This window comes from Rhizobium sp. NFR07 (assembly GCF_900111905.1).
In the GTDB taxonomy this organism is placed as follows: domain Bacteria; phylum Pseudomonadota; class Alphaproteobacteria; order Rhizobiales; family Rhizobiaceae; genus Neorhizobium.
The window spans coordinates 24,073-49,680 of record NZ_FOKM01000002.1; the positions used below are offsets into that span (position 1 = coordinate 24,073).

Annotated in this window: 27 protein-coding genes; 10 read left to right on the forward strand and 17 right to left on the reverse strand. The window is 62.1% G+C overall.

From position 1 onward, the window contains the following. From BM216_RS03670 to BM216_RS03680, 3 genes are all read left to right on the forward strand, one after another. Complete coding sequence (locus BM216_RS03670) at positions 1–1,713, forward strand: hypothetical protein (RefSeq protein WP_210217020.1); 1,713 nt, start codon at positions 1–3, stop codon at positions 1,711–1,713. Between the two features lie 109 nt (positions 1,714–1,822). Further along, the gene (locus BM216_RS03675) at positions 1,823–2,896 is read left to right on the forward strand and encodes a lactonase family protein (protein WP_092995202.1); all 1,074 of its coding nucleotides are present in this window, start codon (positions 1,823–1,825) and stop codon (positions 2,894–2,896) included. Positions 2,897–3,073: 177 nt separating this feature from the next. Further along, positions 3,074–3,280, forward strand: a complete 207-nt coding sequence (locus BM216_RS03680) for a hypothetical protein (RefSeq protein ID WP_092995205.1) — start codon at positions 3,074–3,076, stop codon at positions 3,278–3,280. 8 nt (positions 3,281–3,288) lie between these two features. On the opposite strand, the gene BM216_RS03685 is transcribed toward BM216_RS03680, so the two are convergent. From BM216_RS03685 to BM216_RS03715, 6 genes are all read right to left on the reverse strand, one after another. Beyond that, positions 3,289–4,122 carry a GNAT family N-acetyltransferase gene (locus BM216_RS03685; protein WP_092995209.1) on the reverse strand — a complete coding sequence of 278 codons (834 nt, stop codon included), beginning with the start codon at positions 4,120–4,122 and terminating at the stop codon, positions 3,289–3,291. Beyond that, on the reverse strand, positions 4,119–4,865 hold the full coding sequence (locus BM216_RS03690; RefSeq protein ID WP_092995212.1) for an aspartate/glutamate racemase family protein: 747 nt from the start codon (positions 4,863–4,865) through the stop codon (positions 4,119–4,121). Before BM216_RS03690 ends, BM216_RS03685 begins: the two co-directional genes overlap by 4 nt. Before the next feature lie 9 nt (positions 4,866–4,874). Further along, positions 4,875–5,693 carry an ABC transporter permease gene (locus tag BM216_RS03695; RefSeq protein WP_092995215.1) on the reverse strand — a complete coding sequence of 273 codons (819 nt, stop codon included), beginning with the start codon at positions 5,691–5,693 and terminating at the stop codon, positions 4,875–4,877. A 1-nt stretch (position 5,694) separates the two neighbouring features. After that, positions 5,695–6,606 (reverse strand): ABC transporter permease, encoded by a 912-nt coding sequence (locus BM216_RS03700; RefSeq protein ID WP_092995218.1) that lies wholly within the window; start codon positions 6,604–6,606, stop codon positions 5,695–5,697. A 222-nt stretch (positions 6,607–6,828) separates the two neighbouring features. Continuing rightward, a complete protein-coding gene (locus BM216_RS03710) occupies positions 6,829–8,118 on the reverse strand; it encodes an ABC transporter substrate-binding protein (protein ID WP_092995221.1) in 1,290 nt (429 codons plus the stop codon). 35 nt (positions 8,119–8,153) lie between these two features. Then, complete coding sequence (locus tag BM216_RS03715; RefSeq protein ID WP_092995224.1) at positions 8,154–9,245, reverse strand: ABC transporter ATP-binding protein; 1,092 nt, start codon at positions 9,243–9,245, stop codon at positions 8,154–8,156. 237 nt (positions 9,246–9,482) lie between these two features. Between BM216_RS03715 and BM216_RS03720 the strand changes: the two genes are divergently transcribed. Next, on the forward strand, positions 9,483–10,199 hold the full coding sequence (locus BM216_RS03720; RefSeq protein ID WP_092995227.1) for a GntR family transcriptional regulator: 717 nt from the start codon (positions 9,483–9,485) through the stop codon (positions 10,197–10,199). A 125-nt stretch (positions 10,200–10,324) separates the two neighbouring features. After that, the gene (locus tag BM216_RS03725) at positions 10,325–11,338 is read left to right on the forward strand and encodes a LacI family DNA-binding transcriptional regulator (protein WP_244530070.1); all 1,014 of its coding nucleotides are present in this window, start codon (positions 10,325–10,327) and stop codon (positions 11,336–11,338) included. Positions 11,339–11,382: 44 nt separating this feature from the next. On the opposite strand, the gene scpA is transcribed toward BM216_RS03725, so the two are convergent. Then, positions 11,383–13,542: a methylmalonyl-CoA mutase gene (gene scpA / locus BM216_RS03730; protein ID WP_244530071.1), complete on the reverse strand. Its 2,160-nt coding sequence runs from the start codon at positions 13,540–13,542 to the stop codon at positions 11,383–11,385. A gap of 651 nt (positions 13,543–14,193) precedes the next feature. Between scpA and BM216_RS03735 the strand changes: the two genes are divergently transcribed. After that, positions 14,194–14,463: a ribbon-helix-helix domain-containing protein gene (locus BM216_RS03735; protein WP_092995237.1), complete on the forward strand. Its 270-nt coding sequence runs from the start codon at positions 14,194–14,196 to the stop codon at positions 14,461–14,463. Beyond that, the gene (locus BM216_RS03740) at positions 14,453–14,797 is read left to right on the forward strand and encodes a KluB (protein WP_092995240.1); all 345 of its coding nucleotides are present in this window, start codon (positions 14,453–14,455) and stop codon (positions 14,795–14,797) included. The genes BM216_RS03735 and BM216_RS03740 overlap by 11 nt, the downstream gene beginning before the upstream one ends. A gap of 10 nt (positions 14,798–14,807) precedes the next feature. Here the strand turns inward: BM216_RS03740 and BM216_RS03745 are convergent, their stop codons facing one another. The 9 genes from BM216_RS03745 to BM216_RS03785 form a co-directional block, all read right to left on the reverse strand. Then, on the reverse strand, positions 14,808–15,479 hold the full coding sequence (locus BM216_RS03745; RefSeq protein WP_092995243.1) for a DUF2161 domain-containing phosphodiesterase: 672 nt from the start codon (positions 15,477–15,479) through the stop codon (positions 14,808–14,810). Positions 15,480–15,683: 204 nt separating this feature from the next. Next, positions 15,684–17,699, reverse strand: a complete 2,016-nt coding sequence (locus BM216_RS03750; protein ID WP_092995246.1) for an acetyl-CoA carboxylase biotin carboxylase subunit — start codon at positions 17,697–17,699, stop codon at positions 15,684–15,686. A gap of 46 nt (positions 17,700–17,745) precedes the next feature. After that, entirely contained in the window at positions 17,746–18,153 is a 408-nt protein-coding gene (locus BM216_RS03755) for a hypothetical protein (protein WP_244530072.1), read from the reverse strand. A gap of 3 nt (positions 18,154–18,156) precedes the next feature. Further along, the gene (locus BM216_RS03760; protein WP_092995249.1) at positions 18,157–18,441 is read right to left on the reverse strand and encodes a DUF2442 domain-containing protein; all 285 of its coding nucleotides are present in this window, start codon (positions 18,439–18,441) and stop codon (positions 18,157–18,159) included. Continuing rightward, a complete protein-coding gene (locus BM216_RS03765) occupies positions 18,422–18,658 on the reverse strand; it encodes a DUF4160 domain-containing protein (protein WP_092995252.1) in 237 nt (78 codons plus the stop codon). Before BM216_RS03765 ends, BM216_RS03760 begins: the two co-directional genes overlap by 20 nt. Before the next feature lie 41 nt (positions 18,659–18,699). Beyond that, on the reverse strand, positions 18,700–19,077 hold the full coding sequence (locus BM216_RS03770; protein WP_092995254.1) for a hypothetical protein: 378 nt from the start codon (positions 19,075–19,077) through the stop codon (positions 18,700–18,702). A gap of 11 nt (positions 19,078–19,088) precedes the next feature. Beyond that, positions 19,089–19,994 (reverse strand): glutathione-dependent disulfide-bond oxidoreductase, encoded by a 906-nt coding sequence (gene yghU / locus BM216_RS03775; protein WP_092995257.1) that lies wholly within the window; start codon positions 19,992–19,994, stop codon positions 19,089–19,091. Between the two features lie 134 nt (positions 19,995–20,128). Continuing rightward, positions 20,129–21,661 carry an acyl-CoA carboxylase subunit beta gene (locus BM216_RS03780; RefSeq protein WP_092995260.1) on the reverse strand — a complete coding sequence of 511 codons (1,533 nt, stop codon included), beginning with the start codon at positions 21,659–21,661 and terminating at the stop codon, positions 20,129–20,131. Between the two features lie 154 nt (positions 21,662–21,815). Beyond that, positions 21,816–22,547: a ParA family protein gene (locus BM216_RS03785; RefSeq protein ID WP_092995263.1), complete on the reverse strand. Its 732-nt coding sequence runs from the start codon at positions 22,545–22,547 to the stop codon at positions 21,816–21,818. Between the two features lie 308 nt (positions 22,548–22,855). Between BM216_RS03785 and BM216_RS03790 the strand changes: the two genes are divergently transcribed. From BM216_RS03790 to BM216_RS03800, 3 genes are read left to right on the forward strand one after another with little or no spacing between them, the layout of a single operon-like run. Further along, positions 22,856–23,182 (forward strand): PadR family transcriptional regulator, encoded by a 327-nt coding sequence (locus tag BM216_RS03790; protein WP_092995266.1) that lies wholly within the window; start codon positions 22,856–22,858, stop codon positions 23,180–23,182. Further along, positions 23,179–23,751 carry a DUF1700 domain-containing protein gene (locus BM216_RS03795; RefSeq protein ID WP_092995269.1) on the forward strand — a complete coding sequence of 191 codons (573 nt, stop codon included), beginning with the start codon at positions 23,179–23,181 and terminating at the stop codon, positions 23,749–23,751. Before BM216_RS03790 ends, BM216_RS03795 begins: the two co-directional genes overlap by 4 nt. A 30-nt stretch (positions 23,752–23,781) precedes the next feature. Then, positions 23,782–24,489, forward strand: a complete 708-nt coding sequence (locus tag BM216_RS03800) for a head GIN domain-containing protein (protein ID WP_092995272.1) — start codon at positions 23,782–23,784, stop codon at positions 24,487–24,489. A gap of 32 nt (positions 24,490–24,521) precedes the next feature. Here the strand turns inward: BM216_RS03800 and BM216_RS03805 are convergent, their stop codons facing one another. Continuing rightward, complete coding sequence (locus tag BM216_RS03805) at positions 24,522–25,604, reverse strand: protein-glutamate methylesterase/protein-glutamine glutaminase (protein ID WP_092995276.1); 1,083 nt, start codon at positions 25,602–25,604, stop codon at positions 24,522–24,524. Positions 25,605–25,608 lie beyond the last annotated feature (4 nt).

A 25,608-nucleotide genomic window follows, 5' to 3' on the forward strand; every position in this document is an offset into this window, starting at 1 on the left:
ATGGTCATGCCCGATACCTTTTCGGCAGCGCGCCTCAACGATCTGCAGAGGCATGTCCGTGCCGCCAGTCGCGCGCTGCCGGCCCCCTATCCGGCATTCGTCCTGTTCTTCTCATACTGCGACGGTGAGGAAAGGGCGGAAGTCGCGATCGCCACCGGGAGCTCATTCGACGCCGCCTGGCAACGGGGCCTCGAGGCGGTCAGAAGCATGCAGCAGCGCCAGACCGGCAGGCGCCGCTGGCTCAGGATCGACTGGCCGTCGGCTGTCGAAAGCTCGACCTGGGGCGAGCTCCGCACTGTGCTCGATAATACCAAGCGCAACTATTTCCGGCTTGGCCTTGCCCTGGATGCAGGTTTTGAATGCGCTTTCCTCGAGCAGGAACTGAACGGCAATGCCATGCTTTATGGCGGAAACCAGAAGAGTGCGGCGGAACTCAACGAGAAGAATTTTCTCATATACTTTCGCAACCGCTTCAAGGGCCGGCCGGCTCCGGGTTTCCGGGAGGATGACGAGGTCTTCCTGTTTGCCGGTTCGGGTGTCTTTTTTGACGGCGCCGACATCCACCCCCTTCATCCGAGCGGCCTCGATGCCGGCCGCCGCGTGGTCGACCGATTGGATGTCGACCTCGTCACCTCGATGATCCTCGATGGCTCGGAATTCCTCGCCCGTCAGGTCGGCTCCGACGGCCGCTTCGTTTACGGCTATCACCCTTGCTTCGACCGGGCGATCGGATCCTACAACACGCTCCGTCACGCCAGCGCCACCTATGCGATGATCGAGGCCTATGAGGTTACCCGCAGCACGACCCTCAGGGATGCGATCGATCTGTCCGTGCTGTGCCTCACCCGTCACCTCGTTTCCCATGCACTGCTGCCGGACGGGCAGGTGGCGGCCTTCCTGCTGGAGGCGAGCAACGAGATCAAGCTCGGCGGCAATGCATTGGCGATCCTGGCGCTTGCCAAATATGCGACGGTCTTCGGTGACGAGGACCATGATGACCTGATGGAGAAGCTCGCGCTCGGCATATGTTTCATGCAGGATCGCCACACTGGAGCATTCCGGCATGTGCTGAAATTCCCAAGCCTCCAGACCCAGGAGGATTTCCGCACCATCTACTACGAGGGAGAGGCGGCTTTTGCGCTGATGCGGCTCTATGACCTGACTGGTGATGAACGATGGCTTTGCGCCGTCGAACGGGCCTTTGGTCATTTCATCCGCAGCGGTCACGCCCGCCATCACGATCACTGGCTCGCCTATTGCGTCAACGAACTGACCCGCTACCGTCCGCGGGAGGAATATTTCCGCTTCGCAATCGACAATGTTGCGGACCATCTCGATTTCGTTGCGAACCGCATCACCACTTTCCCCACACTTCTGGAACTCATGATGGCGACGCGGGAGGTCCTGTACCGTCTCCGGGCGGATGGGAACCATTCGCATCTCCTGGACCGGATCGACATGCCTCGCTTCGAGGCGGCGCTTGAAAAGCGGGCGTTTTATCTGCTCAACGGTCATTTCTGGCCGGAAACGGCGATGTTCATGCGCAATCCCCGGCGCATCGTCGGGTCCTTCTTCATCCGCCATCACGCGTTCAGAACGCGCATAGACGATGTCGAGCACTATCTTTCCGGCTATGTCGCCTATCGTGCCCATCTCCAGCGAAATGCTGCATCTGCCACCGTCACCAGGAACTCGACGGACAGCATGCGTTGAGCACTGCCGAAGCCCGAGGCTTGGGCGTTGATCTCCGTACGTCTGCCGTGTGAGGCTGGCCGCCGAAGGCGAGTCGCATCCCTTCGATCAATCTCGACGCGGGGGATACATGTCCGAACAGGCCACCATCATCATCGGAAGCTATACTCAGCCCATGCCTCATGTGCTGGGCAGGGGCGAGGGCATCTCGATTCTGCGCATCGATGGCCGGACAGGCGTCATCACTCCGGTTGGCGCCTTCGGCGATCTGCGCAACCCCAGCTATCTGGCGCTCCCCCGCGACCAGCAGACGCTCTACGCAGTCGAGGAGCTGGATGAAAAGGATGGCTCGGGTGTCGCGGCCCTCGATTTCGACGTCGCGTCCGGCAGGCTGTCGGTGAGAGCCCGAATGTCGGTCCGCGGAGATGCAGCCTGCCATGTATCCCTCGACAATCACGGCCGCCGCCTTTTTATCGGCAATTACGGCAGCGGCAATTTCGTCACCTATCCGCTGGGTGCCGACGGCCGACCGGCCGGCGATTGCGTCGATATCCGCCGCAGCGGCTCCGGCGCCAACCGGGAACGCCAGGAAGGCCCGCATGTGCATCAGGTCGTGCCGACGCCCGATGGTCGCCATGTCCTGGTGTGCGATGCCGGAACCGACGAGATCGCACGGTATTCCCTCGGTGGCGGTCTTATCGATCCGGTGCCCGATCATGTCACGAAAGCGCAAGGCGGCTCCCTTCCGCGGCACCTGACCTTTTCCCTTGATGGAAAGCAGGTCTTCGTCCTGCACGAGCTGGCAAATACGGTCGCCACCTATGCCTATGGCGAGCATGGCCTGGCCCTTCTCGACGAGGTTTCGACCTTGCCGGAAGGGTTCGACGGACAATCGGCCGCGGCCGCTATCCGCCTCCATCCGGACGGCCGCTTTCTCTATGCCTCGAACCGGGGTCACGACAGCATAGCCGCCTATGAGATCGGCGAGCACGGCCGCCTGACATCCGTCGGCTGGTACGAAACACGCGGCAGGACGCCTCGAGATTTCGCCATCGACCCGAGCGGCCGTTATCTCGTCGCGGCCAATCAGGACAGCCACTCGCTGGCTGTCTTCACCATCGACCAATCGACCGGCGGACTGCAGGCGCTCGGCGAGCCTTACGAGATCGGTAGCCCCGTATGCATCCTGTTTGCCGATCGGTAGCAGCCTAGCAGGGCTGGTCGCCGATCTTCGTGCGCGTCGGCCTTGCCCTTCGTCCGGTATCCGAGATCACGGCGGTGGCTTCACGCCTGGTTGCCGGCTGAACGCGGTCCATCTGTGAAACTTTGTTCCGGCTGTCGGGTTATGCCTTGGTGAGATATCAAGAAAGGCCAGGGAAACATGACCCAATCACGCGAACTAGCCGACGAATATCTGCGCCTTGGCGGGCAACGGAAAGCCAAGGTTGACGACAACATCGTCAATGTCAGGCAATGGGACGACGAGCCTGCCGAAGCCGAGCGTTTCTGGAGCGAAAATATCGCGCCGCTCGATGACAGAAGCCGCCGCGAAGTGGAGCTTCTGCTGCCGTCCATCAATGCGCTCTGATCGGGGTTTCAGCCCAGTTCGAGCGTCGTGACGCCGAAAATGCTGTCAAACGCGAAGGCTGGCGCAGGTCCGCGATACATACGGGTCGTCTGGAAGCTCTGGACGAAGCCGTGGCCGGCGAGCCGGGCAGAAAATCCGGTTTGGCCAGCCGGCACATCGATATGGATGTCCTGTCCTGCCATCTCCGCTGCGCAGGCTTGTAACAGTGCGATCGCATCCTTTGTCGTTTCGGCAAACAGCGGCCCGATCTTGCAGCCCTCATGGCACTCGCGAACAACCGCATAGCCCGCGATCAAACCGTCCCGAACCAGCACTTTCGTGACCCGCGGTGGGGTTAGCCATGATCGAAGAAAGGTTGCGCGTCCAGCCGGACCATGCCGGCTGTCGAAGGCGACGAGCGCCGGAAACATGGCTTCGCCGAGTGGCCGGATATCCGCATCGGATCGTCCGTCGATCTTTCCGCTCCATCGAAACGTGTTGTAATCGGGCAGAAATCCCATGGCCCGATAATTGGCCTGCTGTTCCGGCACGCCATCGAGCCCGATCGTGCGTCCGGCAAGATGCGCCATGCCGGCGTCCCAGACCAGGCGTCCATATCCTCGCCCGCGAAAATCCGGATGGGCGATGTAGAGGCCGATGAAGCCGAAGCCGTCGCCATAGCGCACGGCCGAAATCCCGGCGGCCATGGTCTCGCCGACGAAGCAGCCGATGAAGCCGTGCGGATCTGCCGCATGGAAGGGAGCGGCATCTGCAAGTCCCGGGTTCCAGCCCTCGGCCTTCGCCCAGCCGATCAGCGTCTCGACTTCCGACAGGTCGAGCGGGCGGATCACGGCCGCGGTCACGATCCTGCCAGCCTGCCGGGCTCGAAGGCTTCCAGCAATCCGCGATAGGGCTTCGAGATTGGCGTCGCATAGGCGCCGCGCTTGGCGGTCGACAGGCCCATGGTGATAAGCGATTCCGCCTGTTTCACCGCCGCCGCCACGCCATCGACAACAGGCACGCCGAATTCGGCACGCAGTTCCGCCGTCAGGTCCGCCATGCCGGCACAGCCGAGCACGATCGCCTCGGCGCGATCCTCCTGCAGCGCCAGCGCGATCTCGCTGCGCAGCCGGTCGCGGGCGTTGGAATTCGGATCTTCCAGCGACAGGACGGGAATGTCGGCGGCGCGCACCTTGGCACGCGAAGACATGCCGTAGCGATGCACCAGATGTTCAAGCGGCAGCCGCGAGCGTTCCATCGTCGTCACTACAGTGAATTTCTGGGCGATGAAGGCAGTGGCCGAGACGGCTGCCTCACAGATCCCGATGACCGGAACATCCGCCAGCGCCCGCGCCGCATCCAGCCCCGTATCGTCGAAACAGGCAATCACGACAGCATCGATGCCGGCTTTCTCGCCTTCTGCAATCGCTTTCAACAAGCCCGGAACGGCGAAGACCTCGTCGTAATAGCCTTCGATGGAGACAGGCCCCATCGACGAGGTGACGGGCACGATCTCCGTGCCAGCGGCGGCGACGCGGCGTGCCGAGTCGGCGATCGTGGCGGTCATGCTGGCGGTCGTGTTGGGGTTTATGACGAGAATGCGCATGGGCTGGCTTTACGACTTCAGGCGGCGGCGGTTGAGATGAACGATCAGCCCGAGCGTGCCGGCGATCACGAGGAAGGAGAACACCGTTGTCACCGTGCCGAGCGCATAAAGCACCGGCGTCGTCACATTGGTGGTCATGCCGTAGATTTCGAGCGGCAGCGTGTTGAACGATCCGGCCGTCATCAGCGTACGGGCAAATTCGTCATAGGACAGCGTGAAGCCGAACAGGCCGACGCCGATCAGGCTCGGCGCGATCATCGGCAGCACGACATTGGAAAACGTCTGCCAGGACGAGGCGCCGAGATCGCGGGCAGCTTCCTCATAGGCCGGCGAGAAGCGGTTGAAGACGGCGAACATGATCAGCACGCCGAAGGGCAGCGTCCAGGTCAGATGCGCGCCGAAGGCCGACGAATACCAGGCCGGCTGCAGGCCGAGCTGGTTAAACAGCACGCCGATGCCGAGCGACACGATGATCGACGGCACGACGAGGCTGGCGACGGCCAGATAGAAGAGCGCCGTGGCACCGATGAAGCGGCGACGAAAGGCAAGGCCCGCCAGCAGCGACACGGCGACGGTCACCAGCATGACCATGACGCCGAGCAGGGCCGAACGGCGGAACGAGCCGCCGAAATCCCCCACCGCCTGGGTCTCGAACAGGTTGGCGAACCAGCGCAGCGACACGCCGTTGAGCGGGAAGGTCAGCCCGCCGTTCGGCCCCTGGAAGGAGAGGATCAGGATCGCCGAGAGCGGTCCGTAGAGGAACAGCACGAAGACGGCAAAGAAGATCGCCAGAATGTAGAATTCGCGGGAGCGCTTTTCACGGTGCATCTTAAAGCTCCTTGCGGATGTCGACGATGCGGAGAATGCCGGCGACCATGGTGAGGACCAGCACCAGCAGCACGACGGCATTGGCGGCGGCGGCCGGATATTGCAGCAGCGACATCTGGTTCTTCATCATCAGCGCCACCGAAGCGCTCTGCCCTCCGGACATGACCTGAACCGTCGAGAAATCGGCCATGACCAGGGTGACGACGAAGATCGTGCCGATCGCCATGCCGGGTTTCGCCAGCGGTATGATGACATTGGTGAGGATCTGCCAGCTCGTAGCGCCCGCATCGCGCGCCGCCTCCACCAGCGATTTGTCGATGCGCATCAGCGTGTTGAAGATCGGCGTCACCATGAACAGCGTATAGAGATGCACCATCGCGAGCACGACGGCGAAATCCGAATAGAGAAGCCACTCGATCGGCTCGGAAATGACGCCGGAATTGACAAGCCCCGAATTGATAAGGCCGTTTCGCCCCAGAACCGGGATCCACGAGATCATCCGGATGATATTGGAGGTGAGGAAGGGCACGGTGCAGACGAGAAACAGCACCATCTGCATTGATGTGGTGCGGATATGGAAGGCGAGGAAATAGGCGACCCAGAAGCCGATCACGAGCGTGATCGCCCAGACCAGCAGTGCGAATTTCAACGTGTTGAGATAGGTCTTCCAGGTGACCCAGGAGCCCAGCGTCTCCTCGTAGTTCATGGTCAGGAAGTCGGGATACATCTGGGCGAAGTCGTAGTCCCAGAAGCTGACGACCGCGATCATCAGGATCGGCAGGAGCAGGAAGAAGCCAAGGATCAGCGTCAGCGGGATCGCCTGCAGATAGGAGATGACGGCGAGCGGCAGGCGAAAGCCTTTCGAGCGGATGCGTCCTACCGTTTCCGTGTCTGATGATGTGATCGTCGCCATTGCATCGTCTCCATCTGATCTGGTGGGAAGCCTACATCCCCTCCACCCTCATCCCTGTGCTCGTCACAGGGATCCAGCCAACGCGCGTCTGCGCGGTGATAGAGTTCTTCCAGCCCAAGGACTTGGGCTGGCCGGATTCCTGTGACGAGCACAGGAATGAGGGAGGCGTGGCGGTGCTTCCGCCTTCTCCTCGCGGCACGAGGAGAAGGCCATCCGTATGCCTTAAGCTGCGATGAACTCGTTCCAGCGACGGACCATGTAGCGGTCTTCGTCCATCACCGAGTTCCAGCAGGCGACATGGCCCATGCGCTCCTCGAAGGAGCCGCCGTCGCGCACTGCACCGGCCTTTTCCATGACCTTGCCGTCCGGCGCGACGATGTCGCCGGCCGCAGCCTTGCCCTCAATCCAGTAGCCCCATTCGTCGGCCGACATGTGCTCCTTGGCGGTGTCCATGCAGGCGGAATAGTAACCCTGACGGTTGAGGTATGCGCCGACCCAGCCGGACGTGTACCAGTTGATATATTCATAGGCAGCGTCGAGCTGCGCGCCCGTCAGATGGGCGGCAAGGCCGATGCCGCCGCCCCAGGAACGGTAGCCTTCCTTGAGCGGCTGGTATTTGCAGGCGATGCCCTTCGAACGCACGGCGGCCACCGCCGGCGACCACATCGACTGGATGATCACTTCGCCCGAAGACATCAGGTTCACCGACTCGTCGAACGACTTCCAGAAGGCGCGGAACTGGCCGTCCTGCTTGGCCTTGATCAGGAAGTCGATCGTCTTGTCGATCTCCTCCTTGGTCATGTTGCCCTTGTCGGCATATTTGATGTTGCCCATCGCTTCCATGATCATCGCCGCATCCATGATGCCGATCGACGGGATGTTGAGGATCGAGGTCTTGCCCTTGAACTTCGGGTCCATGATGTCGGCCCAGGTGGTGATCTCGCGGCCGACGAGATCCGGGCGAATGCCGAGCGTGTCGGCATTGTAGATCGTCGGCATCATCGTGAACCACTGCGTTTCTTCCGTGGAGAACGTCTTGTCGCCCGGCTTTTCGACGAAGCCGACCGTGTGCGGCGCGGTGCCCTGCGCGATCACGCTGTCGGGCTTCAGCTTGCCGTTCTTGAACAGCGGCACGACCTTGTCGTAATATTTCAGCTTCTTCACATCCATCGGCTGGATCACGTTGGCCGCATAGACCTTCTTGAGGATCCAGTATTCGATATCGGCGAGGTCGTAGGACTTCGGCTGGGTGACGGCGCGCTGGGCGGCGGCATCCGAATCCGTTGCGGTCATTTCGAGCGTGATGCCGAGGTCGGCTTTGCATTTCTCGGCGATCGCATTGAGGTTCGACACGCCGGTGCCGAACTGGCGCAGCGTGATCGGGTTCTGCGCCCAGATGGTCGGGAAGCCGGTAATAGCGCCCGAACCGGCGGCAAGGCCGGCAGCCGCCGACGCCGTCTTCAGCAGCGAGCGGCGGGAAATGCCGGTCTTGGTTTTCTTCGTCTCGGTCATGCCAGTTCTCCTCTTGAGGTTTTATTGTTGTATTTTCAGTGCTTCAGCCGCCCCAGGACGAGCGCGTCCTCGCGCTCCCAGGAAAGCGGAATGGCATCGCCCACCTTCACCGGGTTGGCGAAGAAGGCCTTGTCGCTGAGGATGGCGGTAAAGTCCTCGACGCCTGCGCCGTTGACGGTGAGCTTCACGGAAGAGCCGCGATATTCGACATTGGACACCGAGCCGGTAAAGCCGAGACCCTTTTCCGCAGCCTTGCCGACGCGCACGTGATCGGTGCGGATGGCGATATCGGCGGTATCCGTCAGACCGGCGGCAGCAGCACCCGTGGCGAGAAAATCGCCGCCGGCGGGCACGGAGATCATCAGCTCGTCGCCTTCGCTCTTCGTCACGCGGCCGGAGATCACGTTGTGGTCGCCCATGAATTTGGCGACGAAGGCGGTCGCCGGCCGTTCGAACACGGTGCGTGGATGGGCGGCCTGTTCGATGCGGCCGTCATTCATGATGACAATGATGTCGGCGAGCGCCATCGCCTCTTCCTGGCTGTGGGTCACATGCACGAAGGTGATGCCGAGCGAGGTCTGCAGCTTCTTCAGTTCAGCCCGCATGCGGATCTTCAGGAACGGGTCGAGCGCCGAGAGCGGCTCGTCGAGGAGCAGCGCTTCCGGGTCGGTTATCAAGGCGCGCGCCAGCGCTACCCGCTGCTGCTGGCCGCCGGAAAGCTGGGCGGGCCGACGCGTCGCATAGGCTTCCAGCTGCATCAGTCGCAGCATGTCCATCGCCTTGGCGCGCCGCTCGTCCTTCTCGACGCCCTTCATCTTGAGCGAGAAGGCGACATTGTCGACGAGGTCGAGATGCGGGAACAGCGCATAGGACTGAAACATCATCGCCGTGCCGCGCCTGGCCGGCGGCAGGTCGGTGACAACAGCATTGCCGAGCCTGATGTCTCCGGTAGAAATCGTCTCGTGGCCGGCGATCATTCGCAGGGTCGAGGTCTTGCCGCAGCCCGAAGGGCCGAGCAGGCAGCAATAGGTGCCGGCCGGTATCTTCAGGCTGATCTCATGCACCGCCGTGGTAGTGCCATAGATCTTGGAGACGGATACGATGTCTATTTCAGCGGCTTTGCTCATAGGCATTCTCCTGCGACATTCTTGTCATGCAGGAGGTGTGCCAGTTCGCTTTGCCATTGAAGTGACAGGAGATTTTGCAACCGCGCAAAGAGGCACATATTGCGCTGCGCAAATTTGCAGCGATCGTTTTCGATTGACTGTTTAAATTGTATGCAATCTTGATGTCGGATTGCAAAACATCGGACTATGCAGGAGGGCGGTCGGCAGGTTAGAAGATGGAATGCCGGACGAAAACCCATGACCCTGCTCGAAACCAATTCATCCACTATTGATGCTGCCGTCGAGGACCGTTCACTTGCGATCCGCGAGTCGCTGCGCAACGCCATCATAGACCGGCGGCTGGCGCCGGGGACGAAGTTATCGGAGGCGGAAGTCGGCGCGCTGTTCGACGTCAGCCGCACGGTGGCCCGCGCTGCGCTGCAGATGCTGACTTTCGAGGGTCTGGTGAAGACCGAGCGCAACCGCGGCGCCTTCGTTTCCAATCCCGCGCCGGAAGAGGCACGGCAGATCTTTGCCTCCCGCCGCCTGATAGAACCCGGTATCATAGCCGCCGCGGTCGACCGCATAACCGCGGAAGACATCGCCCGCTTCCGCGAGCAGCTTCTCGAAGAAGAGCGCTATATGAACGAGCGCGGTCCGGCCGCGCGGCGCGCCGAGATCAAGGCCTCCGGCGATTTCCATCTCATGCTGGCCTCGGTCGCCGGCAACGCCATCCTGCAGCGCTTCATGGACGAGCTCGTCGCCCGTTCCTCGCTGGTCATCGCGCTTTACGGCCGCACCGGCGTGTCGAGCTGTGGCCACAGCGAGCATTTCGCCATTCTCGACCTGATCGAAAAGGGTGACGCGAAGCGCGCCGCCGATCTCATGCTCCACCATATCGATCATATCGAGGCCGATCTCGACCTCGCGCCGAAGCAGGGTGTCGGTTTGAAAGATGCCCTCGCGGTCCGTTGATCTTTCGCGGCACAACATTCCGCGACCCCACTTCCCGCCTGACTGTCATGCAACTGTAAATGTAGGCGTTTAAGACATTTCACGCGGGTTGCACGGCTGTGCAAGAGATGGGCGTGAAGTGTAGCATGAGAGACGACAGAAGAATGCGCTTCGTCAGCGCCGAACAGGTGGCACAGCTGGCGGGCGTCTCCCGGTCTGCCGTGTCGCGAACCTTCACCCCGGGCGCCAGCGTTTCGGCGGCGACGCGCGAAAAGGTGATGAAGGCAGCCGACGAACTTGGCTATCACGTCAACGATCTCGCCCGCGGGGTTCTCGCCAACCAGAGCCGTCTCGTCGGCGTCGTGGCGACCAGGCCGGAGATCGGTTTTCGCGCCCATCTGACGGCGGCACTCACCAAGGCGCTGATCCGCCGCGGCTCGATCCCCGTCCTCATCAATACCGGCGAGACCGAAGAGGAATTGCTCGCCGCGCAAAAAATGCTGATCGGCCATCGCGCAGAGGCGACGATCATCCTGTCCGGCTCGCCGCCGGCGAGCTTTTTCGAACTCGCCCAGCGCAACGGACAGCCGCTCGTCGTCATCGGCCGTTCCGAGCCGGATGCCGATCATGTGCTTGCCGGCAATGCCGAAGCGTCGAAAGAGGCTGCCGCCGCGTTCATCGCCGCCGGCCGCCGTCGTCTCGCGGTGATCGGCTCGCATTCCGCGACGCCGAGCATTGCCGAACGGGAAGAAGCTTTTGTCGCTGCCGCTCGCGCCCAGGGCCTCGAAGCGCGGATCGCCCATGGCCGGGACTCCGATTACGACAGCGGCATTTCCGCCGCCCGGGCGCTGCTCGGGGAGGGCGACTTTCCGGATGCTATCTTCTGCGCCAATGATCTGCTCGCCTTCGGCGCGATGGACGCGATCCGCCAGGAATTCGGCCTTACCGTGCCGGGTGACGTTGCCCTGATCGGTTTCGACGACGTGCCGGAAGCGGCCTGGCTGAGCTATGGGCTGACCACGTTCCGGCAGGATCCGGCGACGATCGCGGCTCGCGCAGTCGCGCTGCTCGACCGCCGCCTGCAGCATCCGGAAGAGCCGCGCGCCTGGGAGCGGGTCATCCCTCAGCTCGTCATTCGCCGGAGTTTCGTTCCGGTCTAGTCGGCTGGACCCCATGAGGAGTGCTCGGGACGACCCGAAAACCGTCAAGCGACCGCATTCCTCCGCTTTCCTTCGAGCAGGTCGATGATCGAATTGGCCGCATCGAGAACGTTGGTGCCGGGGCCGAACACGGCGGCGACGCCGTTTTGGAGCAGATACTCATAGTCCTGCCGCGGGATGACGCCGCCGACCACGACGATGACGTTCTCCGCCCCCTTGGCCCTCAGGGCCTCGACCAGCTGCGGCGCAAGCGTCCGGTGGCCGGCGGCAAGCGACGACATGCCGACCACCTGCACCTTTTTCTCGATCGCCAAAGTGGCCGCCTCTTCCGGTGTCTGGAACAACGGTCCGGCCAGAACCTCGAAGCCGATATCGCCGAATGCGGACGCGATCACCTTGGCACCGCGGTCATGGCCGTCCTGGCCAAGCTTGGCGACGAGGATTTTCGGTGTCCCCTTGCCGGACGATTTGCCGTAGTCGGATAGCCGGCTCACGATTGTCCTGTATTCCGGGTCGTCCTCATAGGCGGGACCATAGACATCGCCCACCACTTCCGGCTCTGCGGCATAGTTGCCGAAGGCCTGGCGCATGGCATCGGAGATCTCGCCGACGGTGGCGCGGGCACGGGCGGCTTCGACGGCTATCTCCAGCAGGTTGCCTTCGCCGCTTTCAGCCGCTTCCTCGAGCACGGCCAGCGTCTCTTTCACCCGCTGCGGATCGCGCTGGCGGCGCACCTCTTCCAACCGCTTGATCTGGCCGTTGCGCACCGCAGTGTTGTCGATGGCGAGGATGTCGATATCGTCCTCGTTTTCCAGCCGGAACTTGTTGACGCCGACGATGATTTCTTCGGAGCGGTCGACCTTGGCCTGGCGCAGCGTCGCGGCCTCCTCGATCAGCCTTTTCGGTAGGCCGTCGGCGACCGCCTTGGTCATGCCGCCGAGGCCTTCGACTTCCTCGATCAGTGCCCAGGCCTTTTCCGCCAGCTCGTTGGTCAGGCTCTCGACATAGTAGGAGCCGGCGAGCGGATCGACGACCTTGGTGACGCCGGTCTCGTGCTGCAGGATGAGCTGGGTATTGCGGGCGATGCGGGCGGAAAAATCCGTTGGCAGCGCCATCGCCTCGTCCAGCGCATTGGTATGCAGCGACTGGGTGCCGCCGAGCACGGCCGACAGCGCCTCGTAGGCGGTCCGGATGACGTTGTTATACGGGTCCTGTTCCTGCAGCGAGACGCCGGAGGTCTGGCAATGGGTGCGCAGCATCAGCGAGCCCGGCTTCTTCGGCTCGAATTCCTCCATGATCTTCGACCAGAGCAGGCGGGCAGCGCGCAGCTTCGCCGCCTCCATGAAGAAATTCATGCCGATGGCGAAGAAGAAGGAGAGCCGCCCGGCGAAATCGTCGACATTCAGGCCCTTGGCGAGCGCGGCGCGCACATATTCGCGGCCGTCGGCAAGCGTGAAGGCGAGCTCCTGCACCAGCGTCGCGCCGGCCTCCTGCATGTGATAGCCGGAGATCGAGATCGAGTTGAAGCGCGGCATTTCCTTTGCCGTATATTCGATGATGTCGGCAACGATCCGCATCGAGGGTTCCGGCGGGTAGATATAGGTGTTGCGGACCATGAACTCCTTCAGGATATCGTTCTGGATGGTCCCGGAAAGCTCGGCTTTCGAACAGCCCTGCTCCTCGCCGGCGACGATGAAGGAGGCGAGGATCGGAATGACCGCGCCGTTCATCGTCATCGAGACGGACATATCCTTCAGCGGAATGCCGTCGAACAGGATCTTCATGTCCTCGACACTATCGATCGCCACGCCGGCCTTGCCGACATCGCCTTCGACGCGCGGATGGTCGCTATCGTAGCCGCGATGGGTGGCGAGGTCGAAGGCAACGGAAAGCCCCTTCTGGCCGGCGGCGAGATTGCGGCGGTAGAAGGCGTTAGATTCCTGCGCCGTCGAGAAGCCCGCATATTGGCGGATCGTCCACGGGCGTCCGGCATACATGGTTGCGCGGGGACCGCGCACATATGGCTTGATGCCCGGCATCGTATCGAGATGGTCGATACCTTCGAGATCCTGCGCCGTATAGAGCGGCTTGACGTCGATGCCCTCGGCCGTGTGCCAGGTCAGCGTTTCGGGCGAGGCCTTCAGTTCCTTTTCCGCAAGCGTTTCCCAGTCCTGTCTATTGGCCTTAGAGCTTTTGTCCGACACCGATTTCCTCCTGAACATGCGGTTTCGTTCACGCGCGCCATCGGCACCGTGGTGATGAATATAGAACGCGGACGGGGCGCTGAAAGCTGCCTCGTAAAAGTTAGTTTATGTGACACCTCTCAGCGCCCCGTTCGGCAGTTTCTATCCGTGAACTCCGGTTGCTCTGCGATGGACGGGACAGTGGGCACGGGGGCGTGTCTCATGAGAGAGTGTCATGCACGCCCTTTTACGGAACCCGACCCGGGCCATGACGACCTTGGGCCACGTCATCCACCTGCGCCATGGTTGCCGAATGTCCGAAGACATCCGCGAACGCCCCATGGCGCCATCCCGCCACCCTGTGTGCCTCACAGGCACGCCCGACGCTCCATCAGGGAAGTGATGCGGGATGTCGGTCCGACTTTCATCCCGCGCCTCCCGGTCGTCGGAGGGCAACCATTCTCTCAACGGACCCCGATGATGACGGTTCACGTCGTCCCTTCACCACCGATGCCGGCCCCGCCTCGCCGGAACGCCTTCCGGTGTATCCGCGACGGGACGGGCACAGTGTAGGCAGAGATTTCGGGACGAGGACGATGGAAGGCGAAATTTTTTGCGAAATTGAAACGTGCTTCAGTCGGTAGTAATCTCACATGGCAAAAGGAGCGGTCCATGTCCGTGAAAGCGTCCATCTCGATTACCGACCAGCAGGATGCCTTTGCCAGAAAGCTGGTCGAGGACGGGCATTACGACAGCCTCAGCGACGTGGTTCAGCACGGTCTGGACCTTGTCCGCCAAGAGACGCAATGGTCCGAAGGCGACCGTGAAGCGCTGGTGGCCTTGCTCAACGAGCGGATGGACGGGGAGTTCGTTACGATGGAGGAAAGTCGCCGTCGCGTTCAATCCATGATCGAGGCGAACAGAAAAATTTATGGCCTATAAGGTCATACGCTCCGAAGATTGCGACCGTGATCTGAACTTGATCTTCAGGCATTTCGTCGATTCCTATGTCGCACTCGGTGATCCTGTCACCGATGCATTCGATCGCGCGATACGACGAATCGCTACCGTCGAAGACGACATGGAATCATTGGCGATCGCCCCCCATCAGGGAAGCCGAGAGCCCAAGATGTTGCCGGGATTGCGCCATGTGACGAAGAACCGTGCCGTATTTTACTTTCAGCTCGACGAGATGTCCGAGACTTTGCGTGTCGTCGCCGTCTTCTTCGGCGGGCAGGACCACTATAAACGCATGCTGAAACGATTGAAGCGCTGACGAGGCCCGCTCAACCTTCGCACACGGTTTCACCAATTGCCGCCAGCATTTCCACCGCCTTTATCCCGCTCTCGCTAAGGCCATAGACGCCCTTGTCGATCTTTTCGAACCAGCCGTAGTAATTATCGCGCAGCATCTGGCCGGCCTTTGGCGTGATCGCCTTGAGATCGCGCGGCCTCAAGGGTCCGTCGACGAGCGCCGCGGCGCAGGCAAGTGCCTGCTGGCGATAGGCGGTCATGATCGGCACCTTGGTGGAGCCGCCGAGCGCCGGATCGCCTTGGCGCTTGCGGTGCTCCTTGATCAGTCGCGTGCGCCGCTTCGGATTGGTGCGCGGCATCGGGGAGACGGAACTGACCAGAATGCTGACCTCGCCGCCATCGGAAACGCCGAGCATGCCGATGCCGAGCCGGCGGCAGAGATCGCGGTAGCGCCTGTCGGCTTCGCGGCCTCGGCCTTTGGCCGAAACGCGGGCGGCGATCCAGACCTCGTCGGCGGCTGCGGCGCGATCGACGGCCTGCAGGATCAGTTCCAGATTGAATGTGAGCTTCAGCTCGCAGACGACCATGACCGTCGGATCGCCGTCGCTCAAGCCGAGCATATCGCAGCCGCCGATCTCGCCCTTGACCGAATAGCCGGCGGCCTCGAGGAACTGTTTGACGGGGAGATAGAGCGAGGTTTCCATACGGGTCCGATAGCAGCGATCGGCGAGACGGATAGCATGATTCTTTTGATAGGGGGCGATGAGCGGGGCAGGGTGGTGCGGCTTGCCTCTTCGTCCCGCTTGCGGGGAGAAGATCCGGAGCGCCAGCGAGGAGATGAGGGGCAGATGTCGACGCTCGTAAAAGTGCTCCTCATCCGCCCTGCCGGACGGGATGCTGCGCCTCGGCTATTCGAACTCCAGGATCAGCTCGTCCACCGCGAGGCTCTGGCCCGCTTCGGCCGAGACGCGCTTGACCACGCCGTGGCGCTCGGCCTTCAGCACGTTTTCCATCTTCATCGCCTCGACCGTGGCAAGCGTCTGGCCCGCCTCGACCCGTTCGCCTGCCTTCACCGAGATTGCGGTGACGACGCCGGGCATGGGGCAGAGCAGCATTTTCGACGTATCGGGCGGCAGCTTCACCGGCATCAGTCGGGCAAGCTCGGCGATACGCGGAGAACGCACGCGGGCCGTCACATCCATGCCGCGCCAGCGCAGCCGGATCGCCGATCCGATGCGATCGACCTTCACCATCATGACGTCGCCGCCGACATGGAATTCCGCCAGCCTCTGGCCCGGAAGCCAGCCGCTCGCGACGGTGAGCTTTTCGCCATCGGCAAAACGGACAAAGTCGCCGTCCGCGGCCGTACCGACCGTGATCTCCTCCTCGAACGAGGAGCTGGCGGCTGAAAGCGTGGCGATCCAGTCCTTGCCGACGGTGCGGCGGCGCCTGGACAGCGTGCCGGAAATCCAGGTGGCGCGTTCTTCCAGGGACTGATTGATCAGCACGGCGATCGCTCCGAGTCTGCGTGCATCCGTGGCATCCGGTGTCACGCCTGCAAAGCCTTCCGGGAATTCCTCGGCGATATAGGCGGTGGTCAGCTTGCCCGAACGAAAGCGCTCCTGTGCCATGACGGCCGACAGGAAGGGCAGGTTATGGCCGATGCCTTCCACCTCGAAGGCATCCAGCGCCTCGCCCATCGCGTCGATGGCAGCGGTGCGGTCCTCCGCCCAGCTGCAGAGTTTGGCGATCATCGGATCGTAATACATCGAGATCTCGCCGCCTTCGAAGACGCCGGTATCGTTGCGCAGGATGGCACCGCTCTCCTGCAGACCCTCCACCGGCGGGCGATAACGCGTGAGCCGCCCGATCGACGGCAGAAAATTGCGATAGGGATCCTCGGCATAGAGCCGGCTTTCGATCGCCCACCCGGTCAGCGTCACGTCGTCCTGGCCGAAGGAAAGCTTTTCGCCGGCAGCAATGCGGATCATCTGCTCGACGAGATCGACGCCGGTGATGAGTTCGGTGACCGGATGCTCCACCTGCAGCCGGGTGTTCATCTCGAGGAAGTAGAAATTGCGGTCGCCATCAACGATGAATTCCACCGTGCCGGCGGAGAAATAGCCGACCGCCCTGGAGAGGGCGACTGCCTGTTCACCCATGGCCTTGCGGGTGGCCTCGTCGAGGAAGGGGGAGGGGGCTTCCTCGATGACCTTCTGGTTTCGCCGCTGGATCGAGCATTCGCGCTCGCCGAGATAGAGCGTGGTGCCGTGCCGGTCGCCTAGCACCTGGATCTCGATATGCCGTGGCTGGGTGACGAATTTCTCGATGAAGATGCGGTCGTCGCCGAAGGATGCCTTCGCCTCGTTCTTCGACGACTGGAACCCCTCGCGCGCTTCCTGATCGTTCCAGGCGATCCGCATGCCCTTGCCGCCGCCGCCGGCCGATGCCTTGATCATCACCGGGTAGCCGATCGAAGAAGCGATCTTCACCGCCTCGTCGGCATCCTCGATCAGGTCCATATGGCCGGGCACGGTGGAGACGCCGGCTTCTGCCGCAATCTTCTTCGAGGTGATCTTGTCGCCCATCGCCTCGATGGCCCTTACCGGCGGGCCGATGAAGGCGACGCCGGCCTTTTCAAGTGCGGCGGCAAAGGCTGGGTTTTCCGACAGGAAACCGTAGCCGGGATGGACGGCATCGGCACCCGTTTTACGGATCGCCTCGAGGATATTGTCGATGACGATATAGGACTGGTTCGATGGTGCCGGGCCGATATGCACGGCCTCGTCGGCCATTTTCACATGCAGCGCATTGGCATCGGCATCCGAATAGACCGCGACCGTGGCGATGCCCATTTTGCTGGCTGTCTTGATGACGCGGCAGGCGATTTCACCACGATTGGCGATCAGGATTTTTTTGAACATGTAGGCTCCCCTCCCATGGGGCTTTGTCGTCGGCTCGGTGCCCGTTTCAGGGCCGGTCTTCGTCTTCGTCGCGATATTTCGTCTGATAGGGCAGGGTAAGGATCGCGGTTGCCGCAGCGGCGCCGCCGAACAGCGAGGCGAAGGGCACGATCACCAGGATAAGCGGCAGTGCGTGGTTCGAGGCGCGCGCAAAAAGCCGGCCGAGACCGCCGATATCGAGCACGATCAGGGAAAGGCTGGCGGCGGTGCCGATCAGCGCGCCGACCGCGGCATGAAGGCCGAGAAAGCGCAGCATCTGCCAGTGGTCCCGCCGTGCCTCCTCAGGCGTCATCCTCGGTTTGCGGGAATTGTGCAGGAATGCAGCGCGCGCTCTCTTCCTACCCGCCCAGCGCCTCAGCCACCCTTCGGGGTCGGGCAGCTTGATCATCGGGAGGGAAAGGCCGCGAATCCGCATGGTTCACTCTGCGGCTTCAGCAGGGGGAACGGCGCCGGGTGCCGCGCCGCCGATAATCAGCGCCTTGGCGCTGATATATTCGTCGACTTCCTCCCAACCCACGGCATCGCCGAAGGGCAGGATCTCCCACTTTGCTCGCTGTTCCGGAGAGGCTGCATTGAGACGCGGATACCACCAGAGCGGCGCTTCGATGCGTCGGCCATCCGCCATGCTGAAGATGATGGTATCGGCGGTCACGTCTACATCCGAGATCTTCAACTGCCGCTCGTCAATGTCCAAAGTGGTCATTCCATGCCTCCTCGAAACGATCTTGGTGGTCGGCAACGATCCTCAAGATAGCATTCACTTCATGGGGTGCGAAGCCTGCGTTTCTGGCGACCGCGCAATCCTTCAGCCAGACTTTGAGCTGCTTCCCATCCTTGAGGATATGGATGTGAGGCGGCTCTCCAATTTCCTTCGAGTAGAAGAGGAAGCGATGGCCTTTCCATAAAAGCAATGTCGGCACGCCCCTCTCCCCGAACGTCTCCTCCTGCGCTGTCTATATGTTTAGACCTCGAAAAAGTTCTCGAAGCTCTCCGGAAAGTTCTGCCGCGCCAGCTTTTCGTTGATGACAAGCATTGCCTCGTAGGACATCGGATCGAAATCCTTGTCGACGGGAAGCACTTCGCGGCCGAACAGCAGGCTGAGGCGCGCCGCATCGAGATTGCCGCGCTCGAAGGGTTCGGTGCCGAAATGATGCCAGAGCGCGTGCATGAAGGCCGCGTCGATGCGGTGTTCCTTCGTGCCCGGCCGCGCCTTGCGCGGCAGGGCTTTTACTGGCGTCACGCCCTTCGGATTGGCGCGACGGATGGTGAACTGAATGCCTGTGCTTGGCATACCGCCCGGAAAACCCCGATGTTTGGTCATTTCAGGCAGGTTTGCCATCGTCTTGGTCCTTAGGCTGTCGCGACCTTGTCGGCCGTCTTGGTGTCAAAATCAGAGGCGTCATGCCGCTCGTGGAGCTGTTCAGAAAGCTCGCCGGAACGACGGTTGACCATGCGGCCGCGCTTCACCGCCGGGCGAGCGAAGATCTCCGCCGTCCAGCGCTGCAGGTTCTTGTAGCCCTGAACTTCGAGGAAGTCACCGGCATCGCCATAGGCCTGGCCCATGGCCAGATTGCCGTACCAAGGCCAGATCGCCATATCGGCGACGGTGTATTCCTTGCCGGCCATGAACTGGTTCTCGGCGAGATGCCGGTCGAGCACGTCGAGCTGGCGCTTCGTCTCCATCGCATAGCGGTCGATCGCGTATTTGATCTTCATCGGCGCATAGGCATAGAAATGGCCGAAGCCGCCGCCGAGGAAGGGCGCCGAGCCCATCTGCCAGAACAGCCAGTTCATTGCTTCCGTGCGGGCGCGCAATTCGGTCGGCAGGAAGGCGCCGAATTTTTCTGCCAGATACATGAGGATCGAAGCGGATTCGAACACCCGCAGCGGCTTGCCGCCATCCTTGGGCGCATGGTCCAGAAGCGCCGGGATCTTCGAATTCGGGTTGACGCCGACAAAGCCGGAGCCGAACTGGTCTCCCTGGCCGATATTGATCAGCCACGCATCATATTCCGCATCGGAATGACCGGCCGCGAGCAGCTCCTCCAGCATGATGGTGACCTTCACGCCGTTCGGAGTGCCCAGCGAATAGAGCTGCAGCGGATGCTTGCCGACCGGCAGTTCCTTCTCGTGGGTCGGGCCGGCGATCGGCCGGTTGATGCCGGCGAACTCGCCGCCATTGCCCTTGTCCCAGGTCCACGCCTTGCCCGGTTCGTAGCCTGCAGGAAAATTGTCGGCGGGGGATTTGTCGGTCATGAAATCGGATCCTTGCTCAACGCGTCATGGAAAGGCATGCGCCGGGAGGCGGCGCGCGTCAGAGGAATATAGGAAACCGGGGGTCGGCTGCTACAGACGAATTTCACAAAGATTACAGCTTTGGGAGAAGATTATTACAACGGTATCGTATCGTGCTTCTTCCAGTGGGTCGTCACCTGCTTGTTCTTCAGCGATGCGAAGGCGCGAGCGATGCGGCGGCGCGAGGAGTGCGGCATGATCACCTCGTCGATGAAGCCGCGTTCGGCGGCGACGAAGGGATTGGCGAAACGTTCCTCGTATTCCTTGGTCCGTGCGGCGATCCTGTCGGGATCACCAAGTTCCGAGCGGTAGAGGATTTCGGTCGCCCCCTTGGCGCCCATCACGGCGATCTCCGCCGTCGGCCAGGCATAGTTGATGTCGGCGCCGATATGTTTAGACGCCATCACGTCATAAGCGCCGCCATAGGCTTTTCGCGTGATCAACGTCACCATCGGCACCGTAGCTTCGGAATAGGCGAAGAGAAGCTTGGCGCCATGCTTGATGACTCCGCCATACTCCTGCGCGGTGCCCGGCAGGAAGCCCGGGACGTCGACCAGTGTCAGGATCGGGATCGAGAAGGCGTCGCAGAAGCGGACGAAACGCGCGGCCTTGCGCGATGAATCGATATCGAGGCAGCCGGCGAGCACCATCGGCTGGTTGGCGACGACGCCCACCGTCTGGCCTTCGATGCGGATATAGCCGGTGATGATGTTCCGGGCGAAGGCTTCCTGGATTTCGAAGAAATCGCCTTCGTCGGCAATCGCCGTGATCAGCTCCTTCATGTCATAGGGCTTTGTCGCGCTGTCGGGGATCAGCGTGTCGAGCTTGTCCTCGACGCGGGCGGGATCGTCGTGGAACGGCCGGCTCGGCACCTTGTCGCGATTGTTGAGCGGCAGGAAATCGAACAGCTGGCGTACGGCCTCCAGCGCCTCGATGTCGTTTTCGAATGCGGCATCGGCGACAGACGACTTCTGCGTATGGGTGCGGGCGCCGCCGAGTTCTTCGGCGGTGACGATCTCGTTGGTGACCGTCTTCACCACGTCCGGCCCGGTGACGAACATGTAGGATGTGTCGCGCACCATGAAGATGAAGTCGGTCATGGCCGGCGAATAGACGGCGCCACCGGCGCAGGGCCCCATGATGACGGAAATCTGCGGGATGACGCCGGAAGCCTCGGCATTGCGGCGGAACACTTCGGCATAACCGGCAAGCGAGGCGACGCCTTCCTGGATGCGCGCGCCGCCGGAATCGTTGAGGCCGATGACGGGAGCCCCGACCTTCACCGCCATATCCATGATCTTGCAGATTTTCTGCGCGTGGGTTTCCGACAGCGAGCCGCCGAGCACGGTGAAATCCTGGGAAAAGACGTATACCTGACGGCCGTTGATCGTGCCCCAGCCGGTGACGACGCCGTCGCCGGCAACCTTCTGTTCCGCCATGCCGAAATCCACCGCCCGGTGGGTTACATACATGTCGAACTCTTCGAACGAGCCTTCGTCGAGCAGGACCTCGATCCGCTCGCGGGCGGTCAGCTTACCCTTGGCATGCTGCGCGTCGATGCGTCTCGTGCCGCCACCCAGCCGTGCTTCGGCGCGGCGTCTCTCCACCTCGTTCAGGATCTGGCGCATGCTTCCTCCCCGGATTCTGCTTCTGTTGTAATGCCTTGTCTTGTTCGCGCAACTGCCTGCGGACAGTATCTATGTCAGCAGGTCATAAAAGATCAGCCCCGCCGACGGCGGCAAGCCGAGCGGCAGGGCTCGAATGGGAAAAAGTGGGATCGTCTCAGGCGGCGCGCCAGCTTCCGGCGGTTGCCGCCGGTGCTGCGCCGGATGCCGAGATCGGCATGGTGCCGGTAAGCGGCACATGGCGCAGCATTTCCAGCGCAAACGCGCGGGCGTTCTGGCGGGCCTTGTCGAGATTGCTGACGCGGGTCTCGTCCATCATGTGCAGCGTGCCGCCGAGATCGAAGATGTCGCGGAAGGCGGCGCGCTCGATGATGGGAGTGCCGAGCACCTCGACGCCGCGTTCCAGAAGCAGCATCTTGACCGTTAAGAGCGCACGGGTGGTGACCATCGAATTGACGCGGGTCAGCACGACGGAATGGGGCACCTTGATGCCGCCCTTCTCATCCAGGAAGCGCAGCAGTTCCAGAACGTTGGCGCCGCCCTGGGCATCCATGGCGCAGCCCTGGATCGGGATCAGCACATGGTCGGACAGGCCGATCGCCTTGGCCAGAAGCGGGCTCTGCGCGCCGGGCAGGTCGACGATGAAATAGTCGGTTGTGTAGCGGTTGTTGTTGATATGCCGGTCGATCGAGGACTGGGTCACGTAGGAAATGACGTTCAGCCGCGGTACGGCCGGCGAGATCATATGCCAGCGGGAAATCCAGCGCTGCGGATCGGCGTCGAGCACGGTAACGCGATAGCCCTGCTGCGCAAGCTCGGTGGCGAGCAGCAGCACGGCCGTCGTCTTGCCGGCGCCGCCCTTGGTGTTGGCGAAAGTAATGACTGGCATACTGAGAGAACCTGTTCGGCTGCGAGCCTTATGATGGCTCCGACCGCACCCTCATGATGCGCCGCTTCATTGTCGGCAAACATGGTTAATGGCGGGTGAAAAAAGGTGGCGAAACCTGTCCTTGCCTCAGCTTCGTTCAGAAAACATGTCTGCCAAGCTTAGCGTTGAAATTTTCATGAAAGCGGCTCTTTCGCCGCCCAGACCATAGATGCAGCTATCCGAAGCCAAGCAGCTTCCTGGCGTGTCGATCCACTACCTTGCATTAACAGGTAGCGTGTTATATGTAGTCTATAAACGCGGGGAATTGAATGGCCGACTCGATACAAGTTCAGTTGAGAAAAGGCGCGCTCGATCTCTGTGTCCTGGCGGTGCTGTCGCGGGGGGAAAGCTACAGTTATGAAATTGCCAGCACTCTGGTCGCGGCCGTCGGAATGGGCGAGGGCACGATCTACCCGCTGATGCGTCGCATGCAGAATGACGGTCTCGTGGCCACCCGTCTTGTCGAATCGAGCAGCGGGCCGCCCCGCAAATATTACCGGCTGACGCCGCTTGGGCAGACGGTGTTCGAAGCACATCGTAGCGACTGGCGCTCCTTTGCCACCGCCGTCGATACCCTTCTGAAGGATATAGGATGAGCAAGGATGCATTCATGCGCAGGCTCAGACAGGGGCTTGCCGGTCTTTCGCCCGATGAGGTCGAGGAGATCATGGCCGACTACGCCGCCCATTTCGCCGAATCCAATGCGGATGGCCGCAGCGAAGCGGAGGTTGCTGCGGCTCTGGGAGACCCGGCGAGGATTGCGCGGGAACTGCGCGCCGACATAGGGCTGCGACGTTTCGAAACCCATTGGAGCCTGTCCAATCTGATCGGCGCGACGATGGCGCTAACAGGGCTGGCGATCGTCGATCTCATGCTGTTTCTGCCATTGCTGATCGTGGCGATGGTGCTGGCCTTGGCTCTCGGCATCGTGTTGGTGGCGATTGGCGCTGTCGGGTTGAAGATCCTGTTCGTGGCAGTGTTCTTCGATCCAGGCGGAGCGATGACGGACCTTCTGGCGCGGCTGTTCATCGGCGCCGGACTTCTGAGCGGCTTTGTCGGAGGCGGCGCGCTGCTTCTGATGGGAGTGAGCGCCGGCATCCGTATGTTCGGCCACTATGCCCGCTTGCATTTCCGTGTGGCCCAACCCGACCGGCACGGCGCGTGAGAATTCGATATATTTCTCGGAGGTATCGAAATGACCCGGAAATTGGCATTTGTTGCGACGACGGGCCTGATCGGCTCGGCTGTTTTCCTGATGCTCGGAACGGCGCTCGCCGGGTCGAGCTGGACCGATACGGCGCGTTTGTGGGGTGTGGGACAATCGACCTGTACCCAGGCGGCCTCGACGCGAAGCGAGATCACTCTGCCCTTTGCAGCAAGCGACAGTCTGGCGATCCGGCTGCCGGCTTCGGTCCGGTATCAACCGGGCGATAGGGCGGAGGCCGTGGTCAGAGGAGATTCAGCACTTCTCGATCATGTCAGGTTCGAAGCCGGCGAACTGAGCCTGGATTGCGATCCCGGCTGGTTTGCCTCTCGGCTTGAGATCACGCTTTCAGGCCCGCCGATCGCCCGATGGGAGATACGCGGCAGCGGCGATCTCACGCTGTCGCAAATCAGCCAGCCAAAACTTCAGGTGATCATCAAGGGCAGCGGTGATGTGGAAGCCACGGGATCGGCCGACACGGTGGATCTCGGCATCTCCGGCTCCGGCGAGGCGCAGCTGAGGGATCTCATCGCAAAATCGGTAAAGGTGGACATTCGCGGCAGCGGTGACGCCACGCTGACCGCTCAGGTCGATGCCGACGTTTCGATCTCGGGAAGCGGTGATGTCGCATTGTTCGGCAATCCCGCGATGCGGCGCTCGCAGGTCAAGGGCAGCGGCAGTATCACGCAAATGCCGTGAGCCGACGGGCGATACCTGAGTTTTTTCGGCCGTTACCGCCGCCGATCAGCCGCCAGAATCTCGCGCGCGATCTGGTCGAGCGGCACGACGCGGTCGACGCCGCCATGGGCGATCGCCTCCTTCGGCATGCCGAAGACGACCGAGCTTGCCTCGTCCTGCGCCACCGTGAAGGCGCCGGCCTGGTGCATCTCGTTCATGCCGCGGGCCCCGTCGTCACCCATGCCGGTCATGATCACGCCCATTGCATTGGCTCCGGCGGAGCGTGCTGCGGAGCGGAACAGGACATCGACGGACGGCCGGTGCCGGCTGACCAACGGGCCTTGCCGGATCGAGACCTCGTAGCGGGCGCCCTTGCGTTCCAGCAGCATATGCCTGTCGCCCGGCGCGATCAGCACATGACCGCGCAGCACCGGATCGCCGTCCTGCGCTTCCTTGACCTCGATCTCGCAAAGCCCGTTCAGGCGGTTTGCGAAGGCGGCGGTGAATCTTTCCGGCATGTGCTGGACAATGACCATGCCGGGTGAATTGGTCGGGAGGGCTTCGAGCAGTTCCCGCAATGCCTCGGTGCCGCCGGTGGAGGCGCCGACACAGACGACCATTTCGGTCGTCTTCGCCATGGCGCCTATCCTCGGCGGAGGCAGGACGGCATCGGCAGTCAGCTTGCCCTGCACGCCGCGTTCGGTGATCCGGCCGGGGCGCAGCTTCGAGACGCGGGCGCGGGCGGCGCCCTTGACCGCGGTGCGGATCTGCTCGGCATGTTCGGCGAGATGATCGGCGGCGCCGATCCGCGGTTTCAGGATGATGTCGACGGCGCCGGCCTCCAGCGCCTGCATCAATGTTTCGGAGCCGGATTCGGTCAGCGACGAACACATCACGACCGGGATCGGATGCTGGGCCATCAGCTTGCGCAGGAAGGTGATGCCGTCCATCTGCGGCATTTCCACATCGAGCGTGATGACGTCGGGTATCTCCTCGCGGATCTTGCGCGCGGCCATGAACGGATCGTTGGCGACGCCCATGATCTCGATATCGGGATCTTCCGACAGCACGGCCGCCAGCGTCTGCCTGACGCTGGCGGAATCGTCGATGATCAGGACCCGGATTTTCTCACCCATATCT